This window comes from Arthrobacter sp. R1-13, from assembly GCF_054161475.1.
This window is the reverse complement of the sequence record NZ_CP096420.1, coordinates 3,479,028-3,495,770: the sequence shown is the minus strand read 5'-3', so window position 1 is coordinate 3,495,770 and position 16,743 is coordinate 3,479,028. Positions and strand designations below refer to the sequence as shown.

Here is a 16,743-nt window from a genome sequence, read left to right as displayed (position 1 = left end):
CTCGCCGGGTCCGCCCCTTCAACCGCCCGCTGAACCCCCGAGGAGCCTCATGATTTCCCTGTCCACAGCCGACGGTGTTGCCGAGATAGTGCTGAACGCCCCGCAGAAGCTGAACTCGCTGGATGAGCAGGCGCTCCGGGATCTGGCTGAAGCGTACGACGCCGCCGCTGCCGCCGCCTCCAGAGGCGACGTGCGGGCGCTGCTGCTGCGGGGTGAGGGACGCGCCTTCTGTGCCGGGCGGGACATTTCCGGCGTAACGCCTGAGACGGACGACGCCGCCGCTTACCTGGGCGGGCTGGTGCAGCCGCTGCTGCAGAAGATGAGCGCGTTCCCGGCTCCCACGTTTGCGGCCGCCCAGGGCGCCTGCCTGGGCGTGGGACTGGGCCTGCTGCTGGCAACGGACGTGGTGTACGTGGCGGAGGACGCCAAGTTCGGCTCCCCATTCGCGAAGCTCGGCGCCACCCTTGATTCAGGTGGGCACTGGTACTTCACCGAACGGCTCGGAATGCACCGGACCCTGGACCTCATTTACACAGCCGAGCTGATGAGCGGAGCGGAGGCTGTGGCCCAGGGAATGTTCAGCCGGGCAATGCCCAAGAATGAATTGCTGGAGAACACCCGCCGGATTGTGGCGGGGGTAGCCTCTGGGGCCACGGGAGCCTTCAATGTGAGCAAGGAATTGGTGGCCCATATCCGTGACGAGAGGCTGGGACTTTGGGAAGCCATGGAAGAAGAAAATGCCGAGCAGGCCCGCTTGTGCAAAACGGCTGACTATGCCGAGGGATTCCGGGCTTTCCAGGAAAAGCGGGTTCCGAACTTTAAGGGGACACGGGTCTGAGAAGGCTCGGTTTTGGGGCCTGGAATGGATTAGGAAAATGATTGTGAAAATAGGCGAGACCTTTTGAGGACCCGCCACATTAACCAGATGTAGGACCCACGGGGCGCTCCCATTGGGGGATGAAGGAAGAACGGCCTTCATATAGTGGTTGAGCGCCCCAGGGCCCTGCTGTATTCCGTCCCCCGTCCCGGTGAAGTGGAAAGTGCATTTTGAAGTTTTCGGGCTGATCTTGAGACCTTCAGTCCTCCCGCCACATTAGTTACTTGAAGGGCCTGGGGAGCTCCCGCTGGAAGAAGGAAGAACGGCCTTCGTCCCGCTGGTCGAGCTCCCCAGGGCCCTTCCCAAGTAGTACCTGTCTTGGTACTCGTTTTTCCCATCGCTGATTTCGCTTTTTCAACCCGGATTGTAAGGTTCAAAGATGACTACGGGGAAAGTTCGTAAAGCAGTTATTCCGGCGGCAGGGCTGGGAACTCGTTTCCTGCCAGCAACCAAGGCCATGCCGAAGGAAATGCTGCCGGTGGTTGATATGCCGGCAATCCAGTACGTGGTGGAGGAGGCCGTCAAGGCCGGGCTCACTGACCTGCTCATGATTACCGGGCGAAACAAGCGTTCCCTGGAGGATCACTTCGACAGGACACCCGCCCTGGAGCGTGCACTGGAGGAGAAGGGCGACAGGACACGTCTGGAGGCTGTACAGCACTCCTCTGAGCTGGGACCCATCCACTATGTCCGCCAGGGCGAAGCCAAAGGCCTGGGTCACGCTGTTCTGTGCGCCCGCCAGCATGTGGGGGACGAGCCCTTTGCCGTCTTGCTGGGTGACGACCTGATTGACGAGCATGATGAGCTGCTCACCACCATGATCGAGGTTCAGGCAAAGACGGGCGGTTCCGTCATTGCCTTGATCGAGGTGGATCACCCGCAGATCAGTGCCTATGGTTGTGCGGATATCTCGGTGGTGGAGGGCGAAGACTACGTCCGCGTGAACAGTCTCGTTGAGAAGCCGTCCGCAGACGAGGCTCCCTCGAACCTCGCCGTCATTGGCAGGTATGTGCTCCACCCCGCCGTTTTCGGTGTTCTGGAGAAGACCGGGCCCGGGCGCGGGGGAGAGATCCAGTTGACTGACGCACTGCAGACTCTCGCTGTTAACGGCGACGGCGGTGGCGTGTACGGCGTGGTGTTCAAGGGCCGGCGCTTCGATACCGGGGACAAGCTGAGTTACCTGAAGGCGGTGATCACGCTGGCAGCGGAGCGCGTGGAGTTCGGCGAAGAGCTCCGGGCCTGGATGAAGGCCTTTGTGAACTGACGTCTGTGTTGGTGGAGTCTTTTAGGCAGGTTCAGTGCGCCGCTTGGTAGCGCTGGGCCTGTCTCCTTTTAAGCCACCAGGTCAGGGCGTAGACGAGGAAAATGCCGGTTACGGTACCTGTGGTGTTCGTGACGAGGTCCTGGGGGCTTGGGTCACGGCGGTCCAGGAAAAGGAACTGTCCCAACTCCATGGACGCGGAGACCATCACCCCGATTGCAACGTTCTGGAACCACCGGTTGCGCCGGAAGGCGGCCACGCACAGTGCGCCTACCGGAATAAACAGCAGCACGTTGGCCCCTGCTTCCAACAGTTGGTAGCTGAGCCAGCGCGGTGCACCACTCTGATGCAGCCACTCGAAGAAGTCTTCCAGTGCGTCCCGGGCCGGCTCATCAACCGGGGTGGGCCAATATCCGATGATTGCCAGTGCAGCGAAGTAAGCGACGAGTACCCAGCCCCAGTGGTTCACCCTCCGTGCTGGGTACTTTCCGGCGGTCAGGTTGTCCTCGCTAGGGCTACTGCCGCCGTTCCCACAGCGGCCACGGCCAATAACGCCAGCCAGATGTAGGGAAGCCATGTCCGTGGCGGCACGGTGATGGTCCGGCCCGGTCTTACATTGGTGTTCCGCCAGTGTCGCCCCATAGGAAAATGACTATCACGGGGTGGCACTTGGTGAATACGGGTAGTCAGACGAAAAAAGCGGGTGGGTCTCCGGTTTACCGGAGAACCACCCACCTTGTGATGCTTGATGTGCTTATTGCGGGACTAAGCGGTCTCAGCCTTTGCGCGGCGGCGAGTAACAACAACGGCTCCAGCGCCGAGGCCCAAGGCACCAATTCCAGCTGCTCCCCAAAGGAGAAGGCTGGCGTCAGTGCCCGTGTTCGCCAAAGGTGCGCCACCGGTGCCAGCGAGAGGGGCGGCAGCTGCCACAACTGTCACATAAACCGGGCCAACCGTGATGCCGGATGTATTGCCGGTAGCCGTGAGTGCGTACGTACCTGGCGTGTCGATGCTGAGAGTGATGCTGAACCTGCCCTGCGCATCGGCAACTGTGCTGAAGGTCTGCGTTGCCATCGGCAGTTTGATCTTGCCTGAGACGGTCTGGCTACCACCCGCAATGCTCGCACCGGTTGCTGCCGGGTTTGCCCCGGGTGTAACAGAAATCGTGAGTGGTTCATTGGCGTGCATGCCCTGGCCCGAGAAGACGAATTCTTCGCCTGGGCCGACCGTACCGTCAGAGACTGCCGCCTGGGGCGGAAGCGGCGGGTAGTTTGCGGCTACAGAAGGAGCTGCGCCGACGAGTGCAATTAATCCTGCGAGTGCGATTGCTGAAAATGCTTTTTTCATGAGTGTCCCCCCGGAGACCTGATGCCTATATATTTACCCGAAATTGAGGAGATTCCCTCTCCGCCCTGAGACCAACTGCGGAACTGCCGGATATGTATCCCAAAATTGACCGTACCACTTTGTCTTGATCATCCGCAAAGGTTAATCCTGACGATTTACTTGGGCTTATCTTGAGGTTCTACTGCTAGCAGTGCAAGCTTTGATTTCGTTATCCAGAATTACATCGTTGACATTTTGGACAGTGGGGGTGACAAGGACTTTCGGTTCTGTGTGTTGAACAATTTTTCCGAAAGTAAAGTCCATAGTACTTTCTTGGCCTGGCGCCAAACTGGTTGCCACCATGCCTACCGGACGCCCACCGTGAATATGAGAGCCGAAGGGGACTTTGGTCCCGTTGTCGTGCGCGGTTTCGATCTGTGATTGAGCAGGACCATAAACAACGATGTTTGTTTGCACGGTCCCCGCAGGTACCCCGTAACGCCCGCCACCAGTCACTAATTCGGGTAAGGAAGTAGCTGCGTCGATGGGGGCGGTGTTGGACGTAGTTACCCGAACGGTGACCTCAGAATAACCATCAGTTTTGCACTCTTGTATCAGTTGCACAGTGCGTCTGACGTAGTAGTCCATTTTGGCACCCGTTCCGTCATTAAAGAACACGCCGAAGGAATTCCCACCGGCTGCCGGTCCGGATATCGAACCACCAATCCCCGTTTTCCCTAAAATGTCCTGTTCTCTGTTGTGGCCGCTCCAGACGTGCAACCGGTTCTCCCGTGCACTCGTCGTCAGGGCTTCAATGAGTTGGTCCCCGGCAACCTTTCCGGAAGCCAAAGCAGAGAAGACTTCTTTTGAAGCCGATGCAAAATAGGCGTCCTGTAGCTCATTACTGTCCAATTCCTTGTAGACATCGGAGAGAAGGGTCTTTACAACGTTTGCTTCTGTCAAGGTTGTGGGCAACCCGGTTGCTATCGCCGCATCAGGAATAGGGATAGTGAGCGGGCCAGAGGCCTTCAGAATGTGGGCCAGAACCACCGGGTCCAAGGCGATAACACCGTCCACCGGAGTTCCCTGCCGGGCTTCCCACATGGACTTTGCGGCTTTTGCTGCCGTGGGAAAGTCCGGCGTAAGGTTGACGTCGCTGATGAAGGTTCCCAGCCTCTTTGAATAAATCTGAGTCTGCACTGGATCCGCGTCAACAGGAGGCGTGAACCTGCCCATAGCGGAACCGGTGGACTGCGCCTCAAGCCGGATTTCACCGTCCTCCACGTGCAGCACGGCGAGGGCGCCAGGCAGTCCGCCGGTCGCACGTATCTCAGCGTTGTTCTGGATTAGGACCAGGTAGTTTCTGGGTCCGGTCGCCCCCATCATGGCTGGCAGTATTTTCGATGTGTCAGCGGCAGTATTGAGCGTCTGCCGGAGATCGTCCAGCGATTGCGTTGCTTCTGCAAGCGGACGCGAGACTTCGGGGAACAGCCCTGAATGGTCTATGCCCGACAAGCGTGCATGCGTCAGTTCAACAGTGTTCGCGGCGGCCACGATGGTGGGTGAGGACGATTCCAATGGTGAAACATCGAACTTGCCGTTCACCGGAGTCATTTTCTGCCAGTCCAACGAGCTAACAACTCCCAGCATCGGCTGGGCGGCTCGGTCAACCACATCGTCAGCAGATAGAACCAGTTCGGCCGTGACTGAAAAGTTCGGCCCAACAAACGGAAGGGCCCCGGCTGCTTTCCACAGCGGATCGATCGCCGCTCCGCGTGCCGTATCAATGTGTAGCTGTATCTGGTCGAGTGTTTTTTGTGCCGCTTGGTTGTCCTTGGCCAGCAGTTGGTCCTTGAACTCAGGCATGAGTTGGCTGACCGCTGTCATCTCATTTCTCAGCTCGGTGGCGCGGTAGGCCAGCCAGGCTGCTGCGGCTCCGACCAGAACCGCTAGTGACCCCATTACTGCTGCCGTTCGTACTAGAAGCCGGCGTCGGCCGCTGCGACGCGACCACTTGGGACCTGGCCTTGACGGACGAGTGGCACGAGGTTGTTCGGTAGATTCTGACACGACCAAAGGATCCCCCAAATCCTTAGCGGTCACTGCGGCTGCCTGCCGAGACCGCTTCTTATACGGGTAGGCTCTCGGGTCTCTCCGTGCAGTATTTCTTCGGCAAAGCGTCCTTCGTCCTCATCTGGCGCCGCTTGAGAATCCGGGTCAGAGGGTTTCATGGTTTGGGCACCGCTCGTTGTGTTGCCGTAGCTGTAGTAGCCGTAGGCGTAAGCATCGGGTCCCTTAGTAGGAAGCCGGTTGAGTACCACGCCCAGGACATCAGCTTGCACCATCTCCAACGCAGCAAGAGATTTTTCGAGGTCGGTGGTGCGTACCTTTTGCGTCCCCACGACCACTACCACTCCGCCTACTTGCTGGGCGAGAACCGCGGCATCAGTCACAGGCAGAAGCGGCGGCGCGTCGATGATCACGGCGTCAAAGGTGCCCTCCAACTTGGATATTAGTTGCTTCATTTTTTCGGATCCAAGCAACTCACTCGGGTTTGGAGGTATTTGACCTGACGCAAGAACATACAGTTGCTCACTGCCCCAGGGCTGCAGCAGATCGACGATGTCCGCTCTCCCGATGAGGGCTGTGGTCAACCCAGCATTGCGCTCCAGACCCAGGTATTCGGCGATCATAGGTCTACGCAGGTCGGCATCCACTAAGGCTACAGTCTGTCCCGCCTGGGCCATGGCAATGGCAAGGTTTAGTGCTGTTGTACTTTTGCCTTCGCCCGGAACCGATGAGGTGATGAGTACGGTTTTTGAGTCATGGCCCACGTGGGCGAACTGCAGATTCGTGCGCAGCTGGCGGAAGGATTCTGCCCTTGGACTTTGAGTCGCCGCTTGCGTAAGCAACGGCTTCTTCACGGCATCTGAGTCAAAGCTGACCCCGCCGAGTACGGCCGCCGTCGTGACCCGGCGCAGATCTGCCTCGCCGCGAATTCTAGTGTCCAAAACCGATCGGAGGACGGCAAGCGCGACGCCGGCAGCAATTCCCGCCAGCAATCCTAGAATCAGGTTCAGGCGGACGTTGGGAGACGACGGTGCTGTGGGTGCGGTCGCCGGTGTAACGATCGAGAGCTTCACGGGGGACGGTTCGCCCGCTGCTGGTCTCTCCAGTTCGTCAACAGCCTCTACCAAACTTCGGCTTACAGCCTGAGCAATGGCTGCCGCTTGGACCGGCGACTCATCGGTGACTGAGATGCTTATGAGAACGGTATTCACATCTGAACTGGCCACTATGCTTTGCGACAGCGCTTGCGGGGTGAGGTTCAGTCCTAAACTATCGATCACGGGTTGAAGAACTGTAGGTGTGTTTACAGTTTTCACATATGACTGCACGCGGGCCTGACTAAAGACGTTACCCTGTTGCAATTCTGTGACGGATCCAGAATTCTGGAGCGCTACAAACAGCTTTGTGTCAGATTTGTAGCTTGGTTTGACAACCAAGGAGGTCGCGCCAGCAGCTAGCACCCCGGTCAATACGCAGGCTAAGACGATAATCCAGTTGCGTCGTAAAATCCGCAAATAGTCCTTCAGCTCCAAAATCGAGCCCCTTCCAGGTACCGTCCTCGGGCAAGTGCTCCTTATGGTACCCGGTGGAGGTCGTGACATGCGGGCACAATCTTATTCCGGCCTGTTCTTCCCGCCGTCCACTTGAATGATCAAGTGAACTGATTGGGGATCTACGGGTACTTCTTATGACTTCCCTTTGTAATTGAGCATCATCAGGTAATAATGAAGAAGAATTTGCAAAGCTGGAATCGGTCTCAGCTTTTGCCAGCCTTGCATTTTCGTAGGGGAACCAAGTCACTGTGGTGCCCTGCCTGTCGAAGTGTCCTCATCGGACTCTTCGCAGTCGAATTTTTCCGGGGGGATACTTTCAATGCGGGCAAGAAACCAAACACAAGGCCGACCTGTCGACGAGGGCCGCACAGAACGATGGGCGTCCCGAGTACTTCAGTATTCAGTGGACGCTGAAGCCTGGGTTATTGCCGTTACCTTCGCCGTGCTATTTCGATTCGACTTCGTTGCTGCCCGGGTCAACTGGGGCTCTGTGGGAATACTTGTAATTTGTGCGATTCTGCTTCAAGCAGCCATTGGTTGGCACTTGGCTCTATATAGGGGGCGCCATCAGCACGGCGTTTTTCACGAAGCCCAAACTCTCCTCTTTACTGTCTGTGCCGTTGCGGCGGCACTGTTTGTCGTCAACTTTCTTCTATTGGATGCAGCCGGCGCCCCTCGCAGCACAGCCTTAGTCGCCTTACCCGTGGCGTTCGTATTAATGGGAGGAAGCAGATACCTGCAGAGACTCGTATCAGAACGACGAGTCCGGCCCCGCGACTCCGCAGAGCGTTCATTAATCTATGGAGCGGGTCAAACCGGGGCTTATCTTGTGAAGCGGATGCTGAGCGATCCAGCCTCCCCTTATATGCCTGTCGGGCTGATCGACGATGATCCGGACAAGCGTCATCTTCGGCTCTCCAATATTCCAGTACTGGGTGATGGAAGCGATTTAGTGGAGTTGGCACGGAGAGTCGAGGCAACGGCTCTTGTATTTTGTATTGCCCGAGCAGATGCCGAGTTCATCCGTCAAGTCTCCGACCAAGCAGATAAAGCTGGGTTGCGAATGATGGTCATGCCACTTCTTTCCGAGATTCTTGAAGACGGCATGAAACTTGGAGACCTCAGAAACGTCGCGATCGAAGACATCATTGGACGACGTCCTGTCGATACAGCGGTGGAGTCTATCGCCGGTTATGTTGCTGGAAAGCGAGTTTTGGTGACGGGGGCCGGAGGATCGATTGGATCTGAACTATGTCGGCAACTGTCAAGGTACCGACCGCAAGAACTGATCATGCTGGACCGTGATGAATCGGGACTTCATGGCGTCCAGATGAGTATTTCCGGGCATGGCTTGCTGGATAGCGATGACGTGGTATTGGCTGATATTCGGGATCGGGAAGCCCTGAATGAAATCTTTGATCACCGTAAGCCAGAGGTAGTGTTTCACGCTGCCGCCTTGAAGCACCTCCCGATGCTTGAGCAGTATCCGGAAGAGGCCTGGAAGACCAACGTCCTCGGGACATTGAATGTCCTGACTGCCGCACGCCGCGTTGGTGTAAGGACATTTATCAATATATCCACAGACAAGGCTGCGAACCCGACGAGTGTCCTTGGCCATTCCAAGCGTATTGCTGAGAAGCTGACGGCTTGGGCTGCAGACCAAACCGGCGAAACTTTTCTGTCGGTTCGATTCGGAAATGTGATCGGAAGCCGCGGATCAATGCTGCCGACTTTCATAGCCCAGATTGAAGCCGGAGGGCCATTGACAGTCACTCATCCCGAAGTGACGCGTTACTTCATGACCATTCCGGAGGCCTGCCAGCTTGTGATTCAAGCGGGAGCAATCGGCCGCCCAGGGGAAGTCTTGATCTTGGATATGGGGAACCCGGTAAAGATCTTGGATGTCGCTGAGCGCATGATAAGCAAGTCAGGGAGGCGAATCGATGTGGTCTTCACTGGTCTCCGCGACGGTGAAAAGCTACACGAGGAACTCTTCGGGGTCAGTGAACACGATGAACGACCGTTCCATCCCAAAGTGACCCACACCGCAGTGCCTCCCCTGGAGCCCGCGATGCTTGACCACGATCAGTGGGAGCAAACCGAAGGTCATACAAACGACATACCGAAGCCCTACCTGGCTTCATCATTTTCGGGCAACAATGACTGAGCGTATCTACATATCGGCTCCCGACGTTGGTGAGTTGGAGGAAAAGTACGTCCTGGACGCGCTCCGTTCTGGCTGGATTGCTCCGCTGGGGCCGGACGTGGACGAGTTCGAACGGGAAATGTCCGGGCGCATTGGTCGTAAGTATGCTGTGGCGTTGAGTTCCGGAACGGCTGCCTTGCACCTGGCCCTCCTTGCAAAAGGAGTTGGACCCGGTGATGTGGTGCTGACGTCAACTATGACTTTCGCAGCAACTGCAAACGCCATTGTTTACACCGGTGCCGAGCCATTCTTCATAGATTGCTTGTTGGAAACAGGGAATATGGATCCTTCTTTGCTCGAGCAGGCACTTCAAACTCTAACAAGTGCCGGGACACGGGTTGGCGCTGTTGTTCCGGTTGATCTCCTGGGAAAGGCCGTCGATTATACGGCTATCGGTGAAGTTGCAGCTCGCTATGGTGTGCCCGTAATTGCTGACGCTGCCGAATCTTTGGGTGCCCTGCATGCTGGAAAGCCCACTGGCGCCTTTGGTGATGCGGCTATCTTTTCCTTCAACGGCAACAAGATCATGACAACCTCCGGGGGCGGAATGCTCCTGACGGACGAGGAAGCGGTTGCTTTGCGCGTCAGATACTTAGCAACGCAGGCACGTCAACCCGTAGCCCACTATGAGCATCACGATGTCGGATTCAACTACCGCTTGAGCAATTTGCTGGCCGCCCTTGGCAGGGCACAGCTGGCCCGACTTGACGAGATGATATTGAGGCGCCGCGAACACCGGAACACCTACAGACGACTGCTTGCTGGCGTCGACGGTGTCTCGATCTTCGGGGGCAACAGGGACGAGGAGGATAACGCCTGGTTGACGTCGGTACTTGTGGAACCAGAGAAGGCGGGTTTCAATGCCCGAGATCTGAGCCTTGCCTTCGACGCGGAGAATATCGAGAACCGTCCGCTGTGGAAGCCTATGCATCTTCAGCCGGTGTTCAGTAAAGCCGGCGGCCTCATCAACGGCACTTCGCAACGTCTGTTTGAAACAGGCATGACCCTTCCCAGCGGGTCTTCCCTTACCGCCGATTCCATTGAGCGGATCGTTCACACAATTGAGGGCTTTTTGAAGACTCAGAGATGAAGGCATCGATGCCGCTCCCAGTCAGACCTGGAGCTGAAGTGTCTGAGAAAAATGATAATCAAACAAACTTCTTGAAAGATCCAGTACAGATACGGGATCTATTACAACGGCAGGACATGGGGATATGAAAGTCAAAGACCGCAAAGTAGTAATTGTAGGACAGGGCTACGTGGGCCTCCCGGTTGCAATGCGTGCCGTCGAGGTTGGCTATTCTGTCGTGGGGGTAGATCTGGACAAGAATCGAGTCAATAGTCTTCAGAACGGTGATTCGTATGTGGACGACGTGTCTGACGTTCAGTTGCGAGCGGCCTTGGATTCCGGTCGGTATGCAGTTTCGCATAGCTACGAAGCCGCCGAAGGATTTGACGTTGCCGTGATCACAGTCCCGACGCCGCTGCGTGAAAGTCTTCCTGACCTAACATTTATTGAGGAGTCGAGTAAGTCTTTGGCCGATTACCTCAAGCCCGGTGCAGTGGTTGTCCTCGAATCTACGACTTATCCTGGCACGACGGAAGAGCTTCTCGTACCGATACTTCAGCAGGGCTCCGGGCTCACAGCGGGCAAACAGTTTCATGTCGGGTACAGCCCTGAACGTATAGATCCTGGCAACGCGACGTGGGGTTTTGTCGAGACGCCGAAGGTGGTTTCCGGCATGACTGCTCTCTGCCTCGAAAAAGTCAAGGGCTTCTATGACGATATGGTTAACCAGACAGTTCCCGTGAGCTCCCCCAAAGAGGCCGAGCTCACCAAGCTACTTGAGAATACTTTCCGTCACGTCAACATCGCACTGGTCAACGAGCTCGCAATCTTTGCCCATCAGCTAGGTGTCGACGTTTGGGAATCAATCGAGGCTGCCGGAACAAAGCCATTCGGGTTTATGAAATTCACGCCCGGGCCTGGCGTTGGGGGCCATTGCTTACCCGTAGATCCTAGCTACTTGTCCTGGCAAGTTCGTCGGAAGCTTGGTCAAAACTTCCGGTTTGTGGAGCTTGCAAACGACATTAATGACAATATGCCGCAATACGTTGTGCAGCGAATGATGGAGTTACTCAACGTGCAGGGTAAGCCTCTGAAAAACTCACGTGTTCTTCTGCTCGGTCTCGCTTACAAAAAGAATACGGGTGATATCCGCGAAGCCCCCTCGCTTCGGGTAGCCGAACTGTTAGGCGAATTTGGTGCAACTGTAAGCGGTGTGGATAAACATGTTGAGTCTCACCGCTGGCCAACAGGGGTTGCTGAAGCGGAACTGTCGAAGGAAACGGTTAAGGACGCCGATATTGTGGTGCTCCTGACCGACCATGACTACTTCGACTACGACTGCGTGGTAAATGATCTGACCTGCGTTCTAGATACCAAACACCGAGTACGTGGGCCGAAGGTACACCACCTCTAGACCTAAGGCTAGAGAAGACTCGCTATCTCATTTCCAAACAGGAGAGCAATGGACATCCTTATCACTGGTGGTTGTGGCTTCATCGGTACGAATCTCGTAAATCGCCTCCTACGAGAGCCTGAAGTAGAGAGGGTGAGGACGCTGGACAACTATGTCACAGGGGTACGTCGTGTCTCCGCATCCCCTCGCATCCAAGAGATTGATGGTGATCTCCGTAATTTCGATGACGTCCTACATGCTAGCGAGGGAGTGAACGCCATCGTTCACCTCGGCGCCCTTCCGTCAGTCCCGCGCTCCATCAAAGATCCCGTTTCGACGAATGAGGTCAACGTCAACGGGACATTGCACGTATTGGAGGCGGCTAGATTATGCCGTGTTGACCACGTTAGTGTGGCTTCGTCGTCCTCGGTCTACGGGGCAAACCCCACTCTTCCCAAAGTCGAGTCCCTAGCGACTTTGCCGCTTAGCCCCTATGCAGTTACCAAGCTCGCTACTGAGGCGTACGCAAATGCCTATTCCAGTAGTTACGGGCTTTCAACAATAGCGTTCCGTTTCTTCAACGTCTTCGGCCCCTTGCAGCGAGCCGACCATGTCTACGCTGCCGTTATCCCAAAGTTCTTAGCTGCGTTGAAAGATGACAGGCCGCTAACTATTTTTGGTGACGGGGAACAATCCAGGGACTTCACTTCGATTCATGCAGTGACCGACGCCCTAACGAAGGCTGCAACCCGTAAAGCGACCAGTTCTACTCCCGTAAACTTGGCTTTTGGCACACGCACATCCCTCAACGCCGTTGTTCAACTATTGCAGGAGATGCATCCCAAACGCATTGAAGTCGAATACGTCGAAGCACGGCCCGGGGACGTCAAACATTCCCAGGCGTCTTCGACATTATTGGACAGTTTGCTGCCCGATGTGGAAAAGCCAGAATTTGTCCAAGCGCTCAAGGAAGTCTACGAGTGGTACATGGCTTTATAAGCGGCGAGCCGACGCAGACAGTGTTGAACTGCAGTGCCATCTAGTACATTCACTTCAGCCGAGACTTCTTTACGGTTGGCGGCCTGGGACTGACGTCTAGCTCTTTCAGGTCCTTATCGACCCCACCCATGGGAGTGCGTGAGTCGACGCTACTTGCCTGGGTTGGATTGGTAGAGATGAACAAACTGCCAAGCCCGGTTGTTGCGGACATTGCAAGGTAGGCCAGCAAAGCGGACCACGCAGCTCCAACCGCTCCGCCGGATGGAACTAACAAAAGGCAAGCTGCTGCCAGCGTCAGAAAACCGACCAGGCCGGCGGCGCTTGCGGTCCGCATACGTTGAGTTCCGACCAGAACCCGTCCGAGAATGAGGAAGGGGGCGAGGGCTATCTCTGCGACTAGGAGCACCCTGAATGCCGCCACGGCTTCTACATAATCGTCGCCGAAGACAAGAACGAATGCCGGTGTGGCTATGAACCAGGCCAATGATGCGAGTGGAAGAAGCAAGCACGTCAGCTTGAGGAGTGTAACGATCAGCTTTGGTCCAGTTACCTGATCCGATGCTGCCTGGTGAAAAAATAGTTGGCCCATTGCATTCGATGGGATGCGCAGTAAAGCAGCAGGAGTAGCGGCTACGGCGTACAAACCCACTTGGGCTGGAGTGGATAGTATCGCCAAAAATATCAGGCCGGAAGTGTAGGTCAAGTGCTGCCCTACATTGAGACCCATGGACTTCAGGCCGTCTCCAGTTAGTTTCAGCATTCCCTCCCGTGAGTGAGTCTTCGAAGCCTTGATAGTGGGCCGCAAGGTCCTCACTGTCAACAGGAATTGGAAAACGACGGACAGACTATAGGCGCAGATCACGGCGATAAGGTTGCCATCTAGCAACCAACACACGAATACAAAAAATAGACATAATACTGAGCCATACGCATTATGTTTCGCAGATTTACTAACAAAGCCTTGGGCATTGAGTAAATCAAGCGACTGGGCCGCGAAAAAATAACCGAGCCCGTAAGCAGCGAATGCGAATGCAACCCCAAAATCAACCAGTCCTCCCTTCACTGTCTGGGACGCAACAAAGTAAGCAACGGCAAGAACTACTGTCACGAGCCCGGCCAATAGACCTGTGAGTCGAACATAGTCCGCAGCGACGACCGATTGCTTCCGGGGAAGATGAGTTCGGACGGCGATGTTGGAGCCGAGTGCTCCTAACAGGACACTTAAACCAGCTAGGGTGAGAACCACTGCAAGAGTCCCTCGTGAATCGGGTCCGAGTGACCGAGCAGTGATTACGCCTGTAACGGTTGAGGCCGCGACAGCGGCAATGGTCCACCGAGCTACCTTGGATGTAGGTCCAGTTAGAAAGCCCAATCCCCTCATAGGATTGACCGCACTTGTTTTCGTGGGATGTCTGGTTTAGGAGTCTTTTGGTTGAATAAATAAACGCATCCAACTACGAGTCCACTGATGAGGATGAACGGCAGCACTGGGACGAACGAGTTGCGGATATGGTTGAAGAGTGGGACCGCAACACAGACGTAAGCTACAGCTACAGCAACATTAAACGATCGCTGCGAGAAGTAACCGAATAGAACGCCCAGACATAGAGCAATGAGTACGACGCCGATAATTCCAAAATTGTGAAATGGTTCGGCAATCACCGAGCCACCGATTGCGCCTGACCTAGACATTATTTCAGAGTTCATCAGTCGAAAATCAGAACCGGCAGGTATGGTACCTGCTGGAGAGAAGAGGCCCTCCAACAATCTGACAGGAGCGACCGTGTAGGTATCTCCCATCTGGTAATCCTCACCTTGGTGTTCGTGCCAGATTATGACTTGGGCGACCACCCTCAGGGATGATCCCATTTCAGCCAACGCCTCAAGCGGGCTAAATGCTGTCACGTCCACTGGACCACCTGAAATGCCTCTCTCGCGAATGTTCCTGGCTCCATTGATAAGTGACAATACGAAGGCGCATGCTGCGACGACCCAACCTCCCCTCGGCATAGGAGCCCGATATGCCAAAACAGACGCAGCGACAGCAGTAGGGAAGAGGACCTCACCCCTTAGACCTAGAAAAAAGGCAATGAAAGCGTAGGCCGCGAACGCGAGGAGGGAGAGTTGCACGAGACGTAAGTCGTGGCCAAGCGCTGCTAGACCCAAGCCCAGGCCAATGACCATGTATGTAACAGGAAGGTTTGTGTTTGCAGTGACAGAAAGAAAGGAAATATATGAACCGAAAAATATACCTACACCGCCAGCGTTATATGTGAGGTAGAACCAATATAGAACCCCCCCTATTAGCGTTAGGGCGCCGAATTTCGCCAAGCCCGTTCTTCCGTCCCCCACATTGTTGCTTGGAACAGGCTCCGTGAGGGAGGATTGTTTATGCGTTGCCAAGGCGACAACAATGCCGGCGAATACAAAACTCGCCATGAAAAGATTTACCGCCGAAAATGCTTGTCTTCCCACCTCACCGTAAAACCATGTGTAGTCATCAGGACGGATAAACAGCGGATCCCAGTCGAAGATGGCAAACGGGGCGAGTCCTACGTGGAAGATCCCGACTATGAGTAGGAAGAGGACCGCCGGGGACCAGAACCCTCGAACAAACGAAGTGCTGAGCGTTGCTACACCCGCCGCGACCAAACTCACTGCTTCGAGGGCCAGCCAGAACAGAGGGGGGTGAAGTTCGAGTATCTGAAATATGATGAATAGTGCTATCAAAAACCACACAATTCCGAAAATCTCCAGCCGGCTCCGACTTCGGTTAGCCACCAGTACATCAGCCATCCAGACCCCACACCTCCATAAATTGGGGGACAACGCTCTTCAGCTGAAAAGGACTCGCATCGAACGAGGAGCGGATAGCATCCTTATTTGTTGATGCCGCTGAATGAATGGCACGGATCCAAGACTGGTTTGGTTCACTAACGTTACAGATCTGAATGCCGCTAACCTGCTGTTGTATCCAGCGGGTCCCGGGAAGATCGTTAGCGACTACCGGGACGCCAAGGGCCAAGGCCTCGAGCACCACGCCCGGAAGTCCTTCCCTGGTGGAAGTAACAAGCAGCACGTCCGCGGAGTAGATGTGGTCCAAAGGACTTGAAGTAAAACCAACGATGTCTATTGTTGAGCGCGTTTCGGATTCCCTGCCGAGTTCGGCACACAAACGCTCCTCGTTCTCGGACAGATCGCCAACCAGTATCAAGGTGGCGTCACAGGATCTTGTCAGCTCTCGCCAGATCTCAATCGACCGCAACCTGTTTTTCTCTGGAAGCCGTCTTCCGACGTTGATTATCCGCAGAGGGGCGCTCTCGATAGGGGTAGTACGTAGAGCTAACGATGTTTGGTTTCTCATCTTCTGGCTGTCATATCCGTTGGGAATCACCTTGCAACGCGGGTCTCGGCGCCATGTTGCTTTCCACCCATTCTGAAGTGCGCCGGGTGATACACCAAGAATATCTGTAGCAACAAGCTGGATTAAGATTCTGGAAACCCACAAATGAGCCATTTTAGAAAGTCGCCGGCTGCCACCTATTCCGTCGCTCCGGAAATGTACGATTCGGCGCGGCACACCGCAGAGGAGAGCCAGAAGCATTACAACGCCCGACGCCGATCCTAGATGGGAGTGAATAGCAACATATCGCCCAGAACGGAAGAATCTGTAGTAATTCAATATGGATTTCAAGCGCAGCTGTTCGTTGATGACGGTGTGACCCTGCCGGATGAGGTCCTCATCGAGTTGACCCGACCCGCCCCCGATGCCATAAAAGTGAAATATGGCCCCGACTTCGCTCACCAGCTCAGCAGTGCGAAGCTCCGCTCCGCCCGGATCCATACGATTGAATATGTGGGCGACGCCGCTATTCCGTTTCTCAGTACTGCTGACCACCGGCGATGTCATGTTGCTTCCGCCTTCTCGGTTCCTTTGACGGGCAGGCCCGTCTTCCATATCGTCGTAGTCATCCATGGACTCTCACGAA

The 16,743-nt window shown here is 55.5% G+C and carries 13 protein-coding genes; 6 read left to right on the top strand and 7 right to left on the bottom strand.

The annotated features are described in order from the left end of the window. The first annotated feature begins 49 nt into the window (after positions 1-49). Both M1D88_RS16170 and galU read left to right on the top strand, forming a co-directional pair. Positions 50-838, top strand: a complete 789-nt coding sequence (locus M1D88_RS16170; RefSeq protein ID WP_458111764.1) for an enoyl-CoA hydratase/isomerase family protein — start codon at positions 50-52, stop codon at positions 836-838. 418 nt (positions 839-1,256) lie between these two features. Beyond that, complete coding sequence (gene galU, locus M1D88_RS16165; RefSeq protein WP_458111763.1) at positions 1,257-2,141, top strand: UTP--glucose-1-phosphate uridylyltransferase GalU; 885 nt, start codon at positions 1,257-1,259, stop codon at positions 2,139-2,141. A gap of 31 nt (positions 2,142-2,172) precedes the next feature. Here galU and M1D88_RS16160 read toward each other — a convergent pair whose 3' ends face one another. The 4 genes from M1D88_RS16160 to M1D88_RS16145 form a co-directional block, all read right to left on the bottom strand. Further along, the gene (locus M1D88_RS16160) at positions 2,173-2,715 is read right to left on the bottom strand and encodes a VanZ family protein (RefSeq protein ID WP_458111762.1); all 543 of its coding nucleotides are present in this window, start codon (positions 2,713-2,715) and stop codon (positions 2,173-2,175) included. Between the two features lie 188 nt (positions 2,716-2,903). Then, on the bottom strand, positions 2,904-3,485 hold the full coding sequence (locus M1D88_RS16155; RefSeq protein ID WP_458111761.1) for an LPXTG cell wall anchor domain-containing protein: 582 nt from the start codon (positions 3,483-3,485) through the stop codon (positions 2,904-2,906). A 165-nt stretch (positions 3,486-3,650) separates the two neighbouring features. Next, positions 3,651-5,351 (bottom strand): DUF4012 domain-containing protein, encoded by a 1,701-nt coding sequence (locus M1D88_RS16150; protein WP_458111760.1) that lies wholly within the window; start codon positions 5,349-5,351, stop codon positions 3,651-3,653. Positions 5,352-5,563: 212 nt separating this feature from the next. Then, positions 5,564-7,066, bottom strand: a complete 1,503-nt coding sequence (locus tag M1D88_RS16145; RefSeq protein WP_458111759.1) for a polysaccharide biosynthesis tyrosine autokinase — start codon at positions 7,064-7,066, stop codon at positions 5,564-5,566. A 424-nt stretch (positions 7,067-7,490) separates the two neighbouring features. Between M1D88_RS16145 and M1D88_RS16140 the strand changes: the two genes are divergently transcribed. The 4 genes from M1D88_RS16140 to M1D88_RS16125 all read left to right on the top strand — a co-directional run bounded on the left by M1D88_RS16140 (position 7,491) and on the right by M1D88_RS16125 (position 12,754). Next, positions 7,491-9,254 carry a polysaccharide biosynthesis protein gene (locus M1D88_RS16140; protein ID WP_458111758.1) on the top strand — a complete coding sequence of 588 codons (1,764 nt, stop codon included), beginning with the start codon at positions 7,491-7,493 and terminating at the stop codon, positions 9,252-9,254. Next, positions 9,247-10,383 (top strand): DegT/DnrJ/EryC1/StrS family aminotransferase, encoded by a 1,137-nt coding sequence (locus M1D88_RS16135; protein WP_458111757.1) that lies wholly within the window; start codon positions 9,247-9,249, stop codon positions 10,381-10,383. The genes M1D88_RS16140 and M1D88_RS16135 overlap by 8 nt, the downstream gene beginning before the upstream one ends. A gap of 124 nt (positions 10,384-10,507) precedes the next feature. Next, complete coding sequence (locus M1D88_RS16130; RefSeq protein ID WP_458111756.1) at positions 10,508-11,776, top strand: nucleotide sugar dehydrogenase; 1,269 nt, start codon at positions 10,508-10,510, stop codon at positions 11,774-11,776. 48 nt (positions 11,777-11,824) lie between these two features. Then, entirely contained in the window at positions 11,825-12,754 is a 930-nt protein-coding gene (locus M1D88_RS16125) for an NAD-dependent epimerase/dehydratase family protein (protein ID WP_458111755.1), read from the top strand. Between the two features lie 49 nt (positions 12,755-12,803). On the opposite strand, the gene M1D88_RS16120 is transcribed toward M1D88_RS16125, so the two are convergent. The 3 genes from M1D88_RS16120 to M1D88_RS16110 form a co-directional block, all read right to left on the bottom strand. Beyond that, the gene (locus M1D88_RS16120; RefSeq protein WP_458111754.1) at positions 12,804-13,862 is read right to left on the bottom strand and encodes a lipopolysaccharide biosynthesis protein; all 1,059 of its coding nucleotides are present in this window, start codon (positions 13,860-13,862) and stop codon (positions 12,804-12,806) included. A 269-nt stretch (positions 13,863-14,131) separates the two neighbouring features. Further along, positions 14,132-15,550 (bottom strand): O-antigen polysaccharide polymerase Wzy, encoded by a 1,419-nt coding sequence (gene wzy, locus M1D88_RS16115; RefSeq protein ID WP_458111753.1) that lies wholly within the window; start codon positions 15,548-15,550, stop codon positions 14,132-14,134. Beyond that, entirely contained in the window at positions 15,543-16,730 is a 1,188-nt protein-coding gene (locus M1D88_RS16110) for a glycosyltransferase (RefSeq protein WP_458111752.1), read from the bottom strand. Before M1D88_RS16110 ends, wzy begins: the two co-directional genes overlap by 8 nt. Positions 16,731-16,743: the final 13 nt, after the last annotated feature.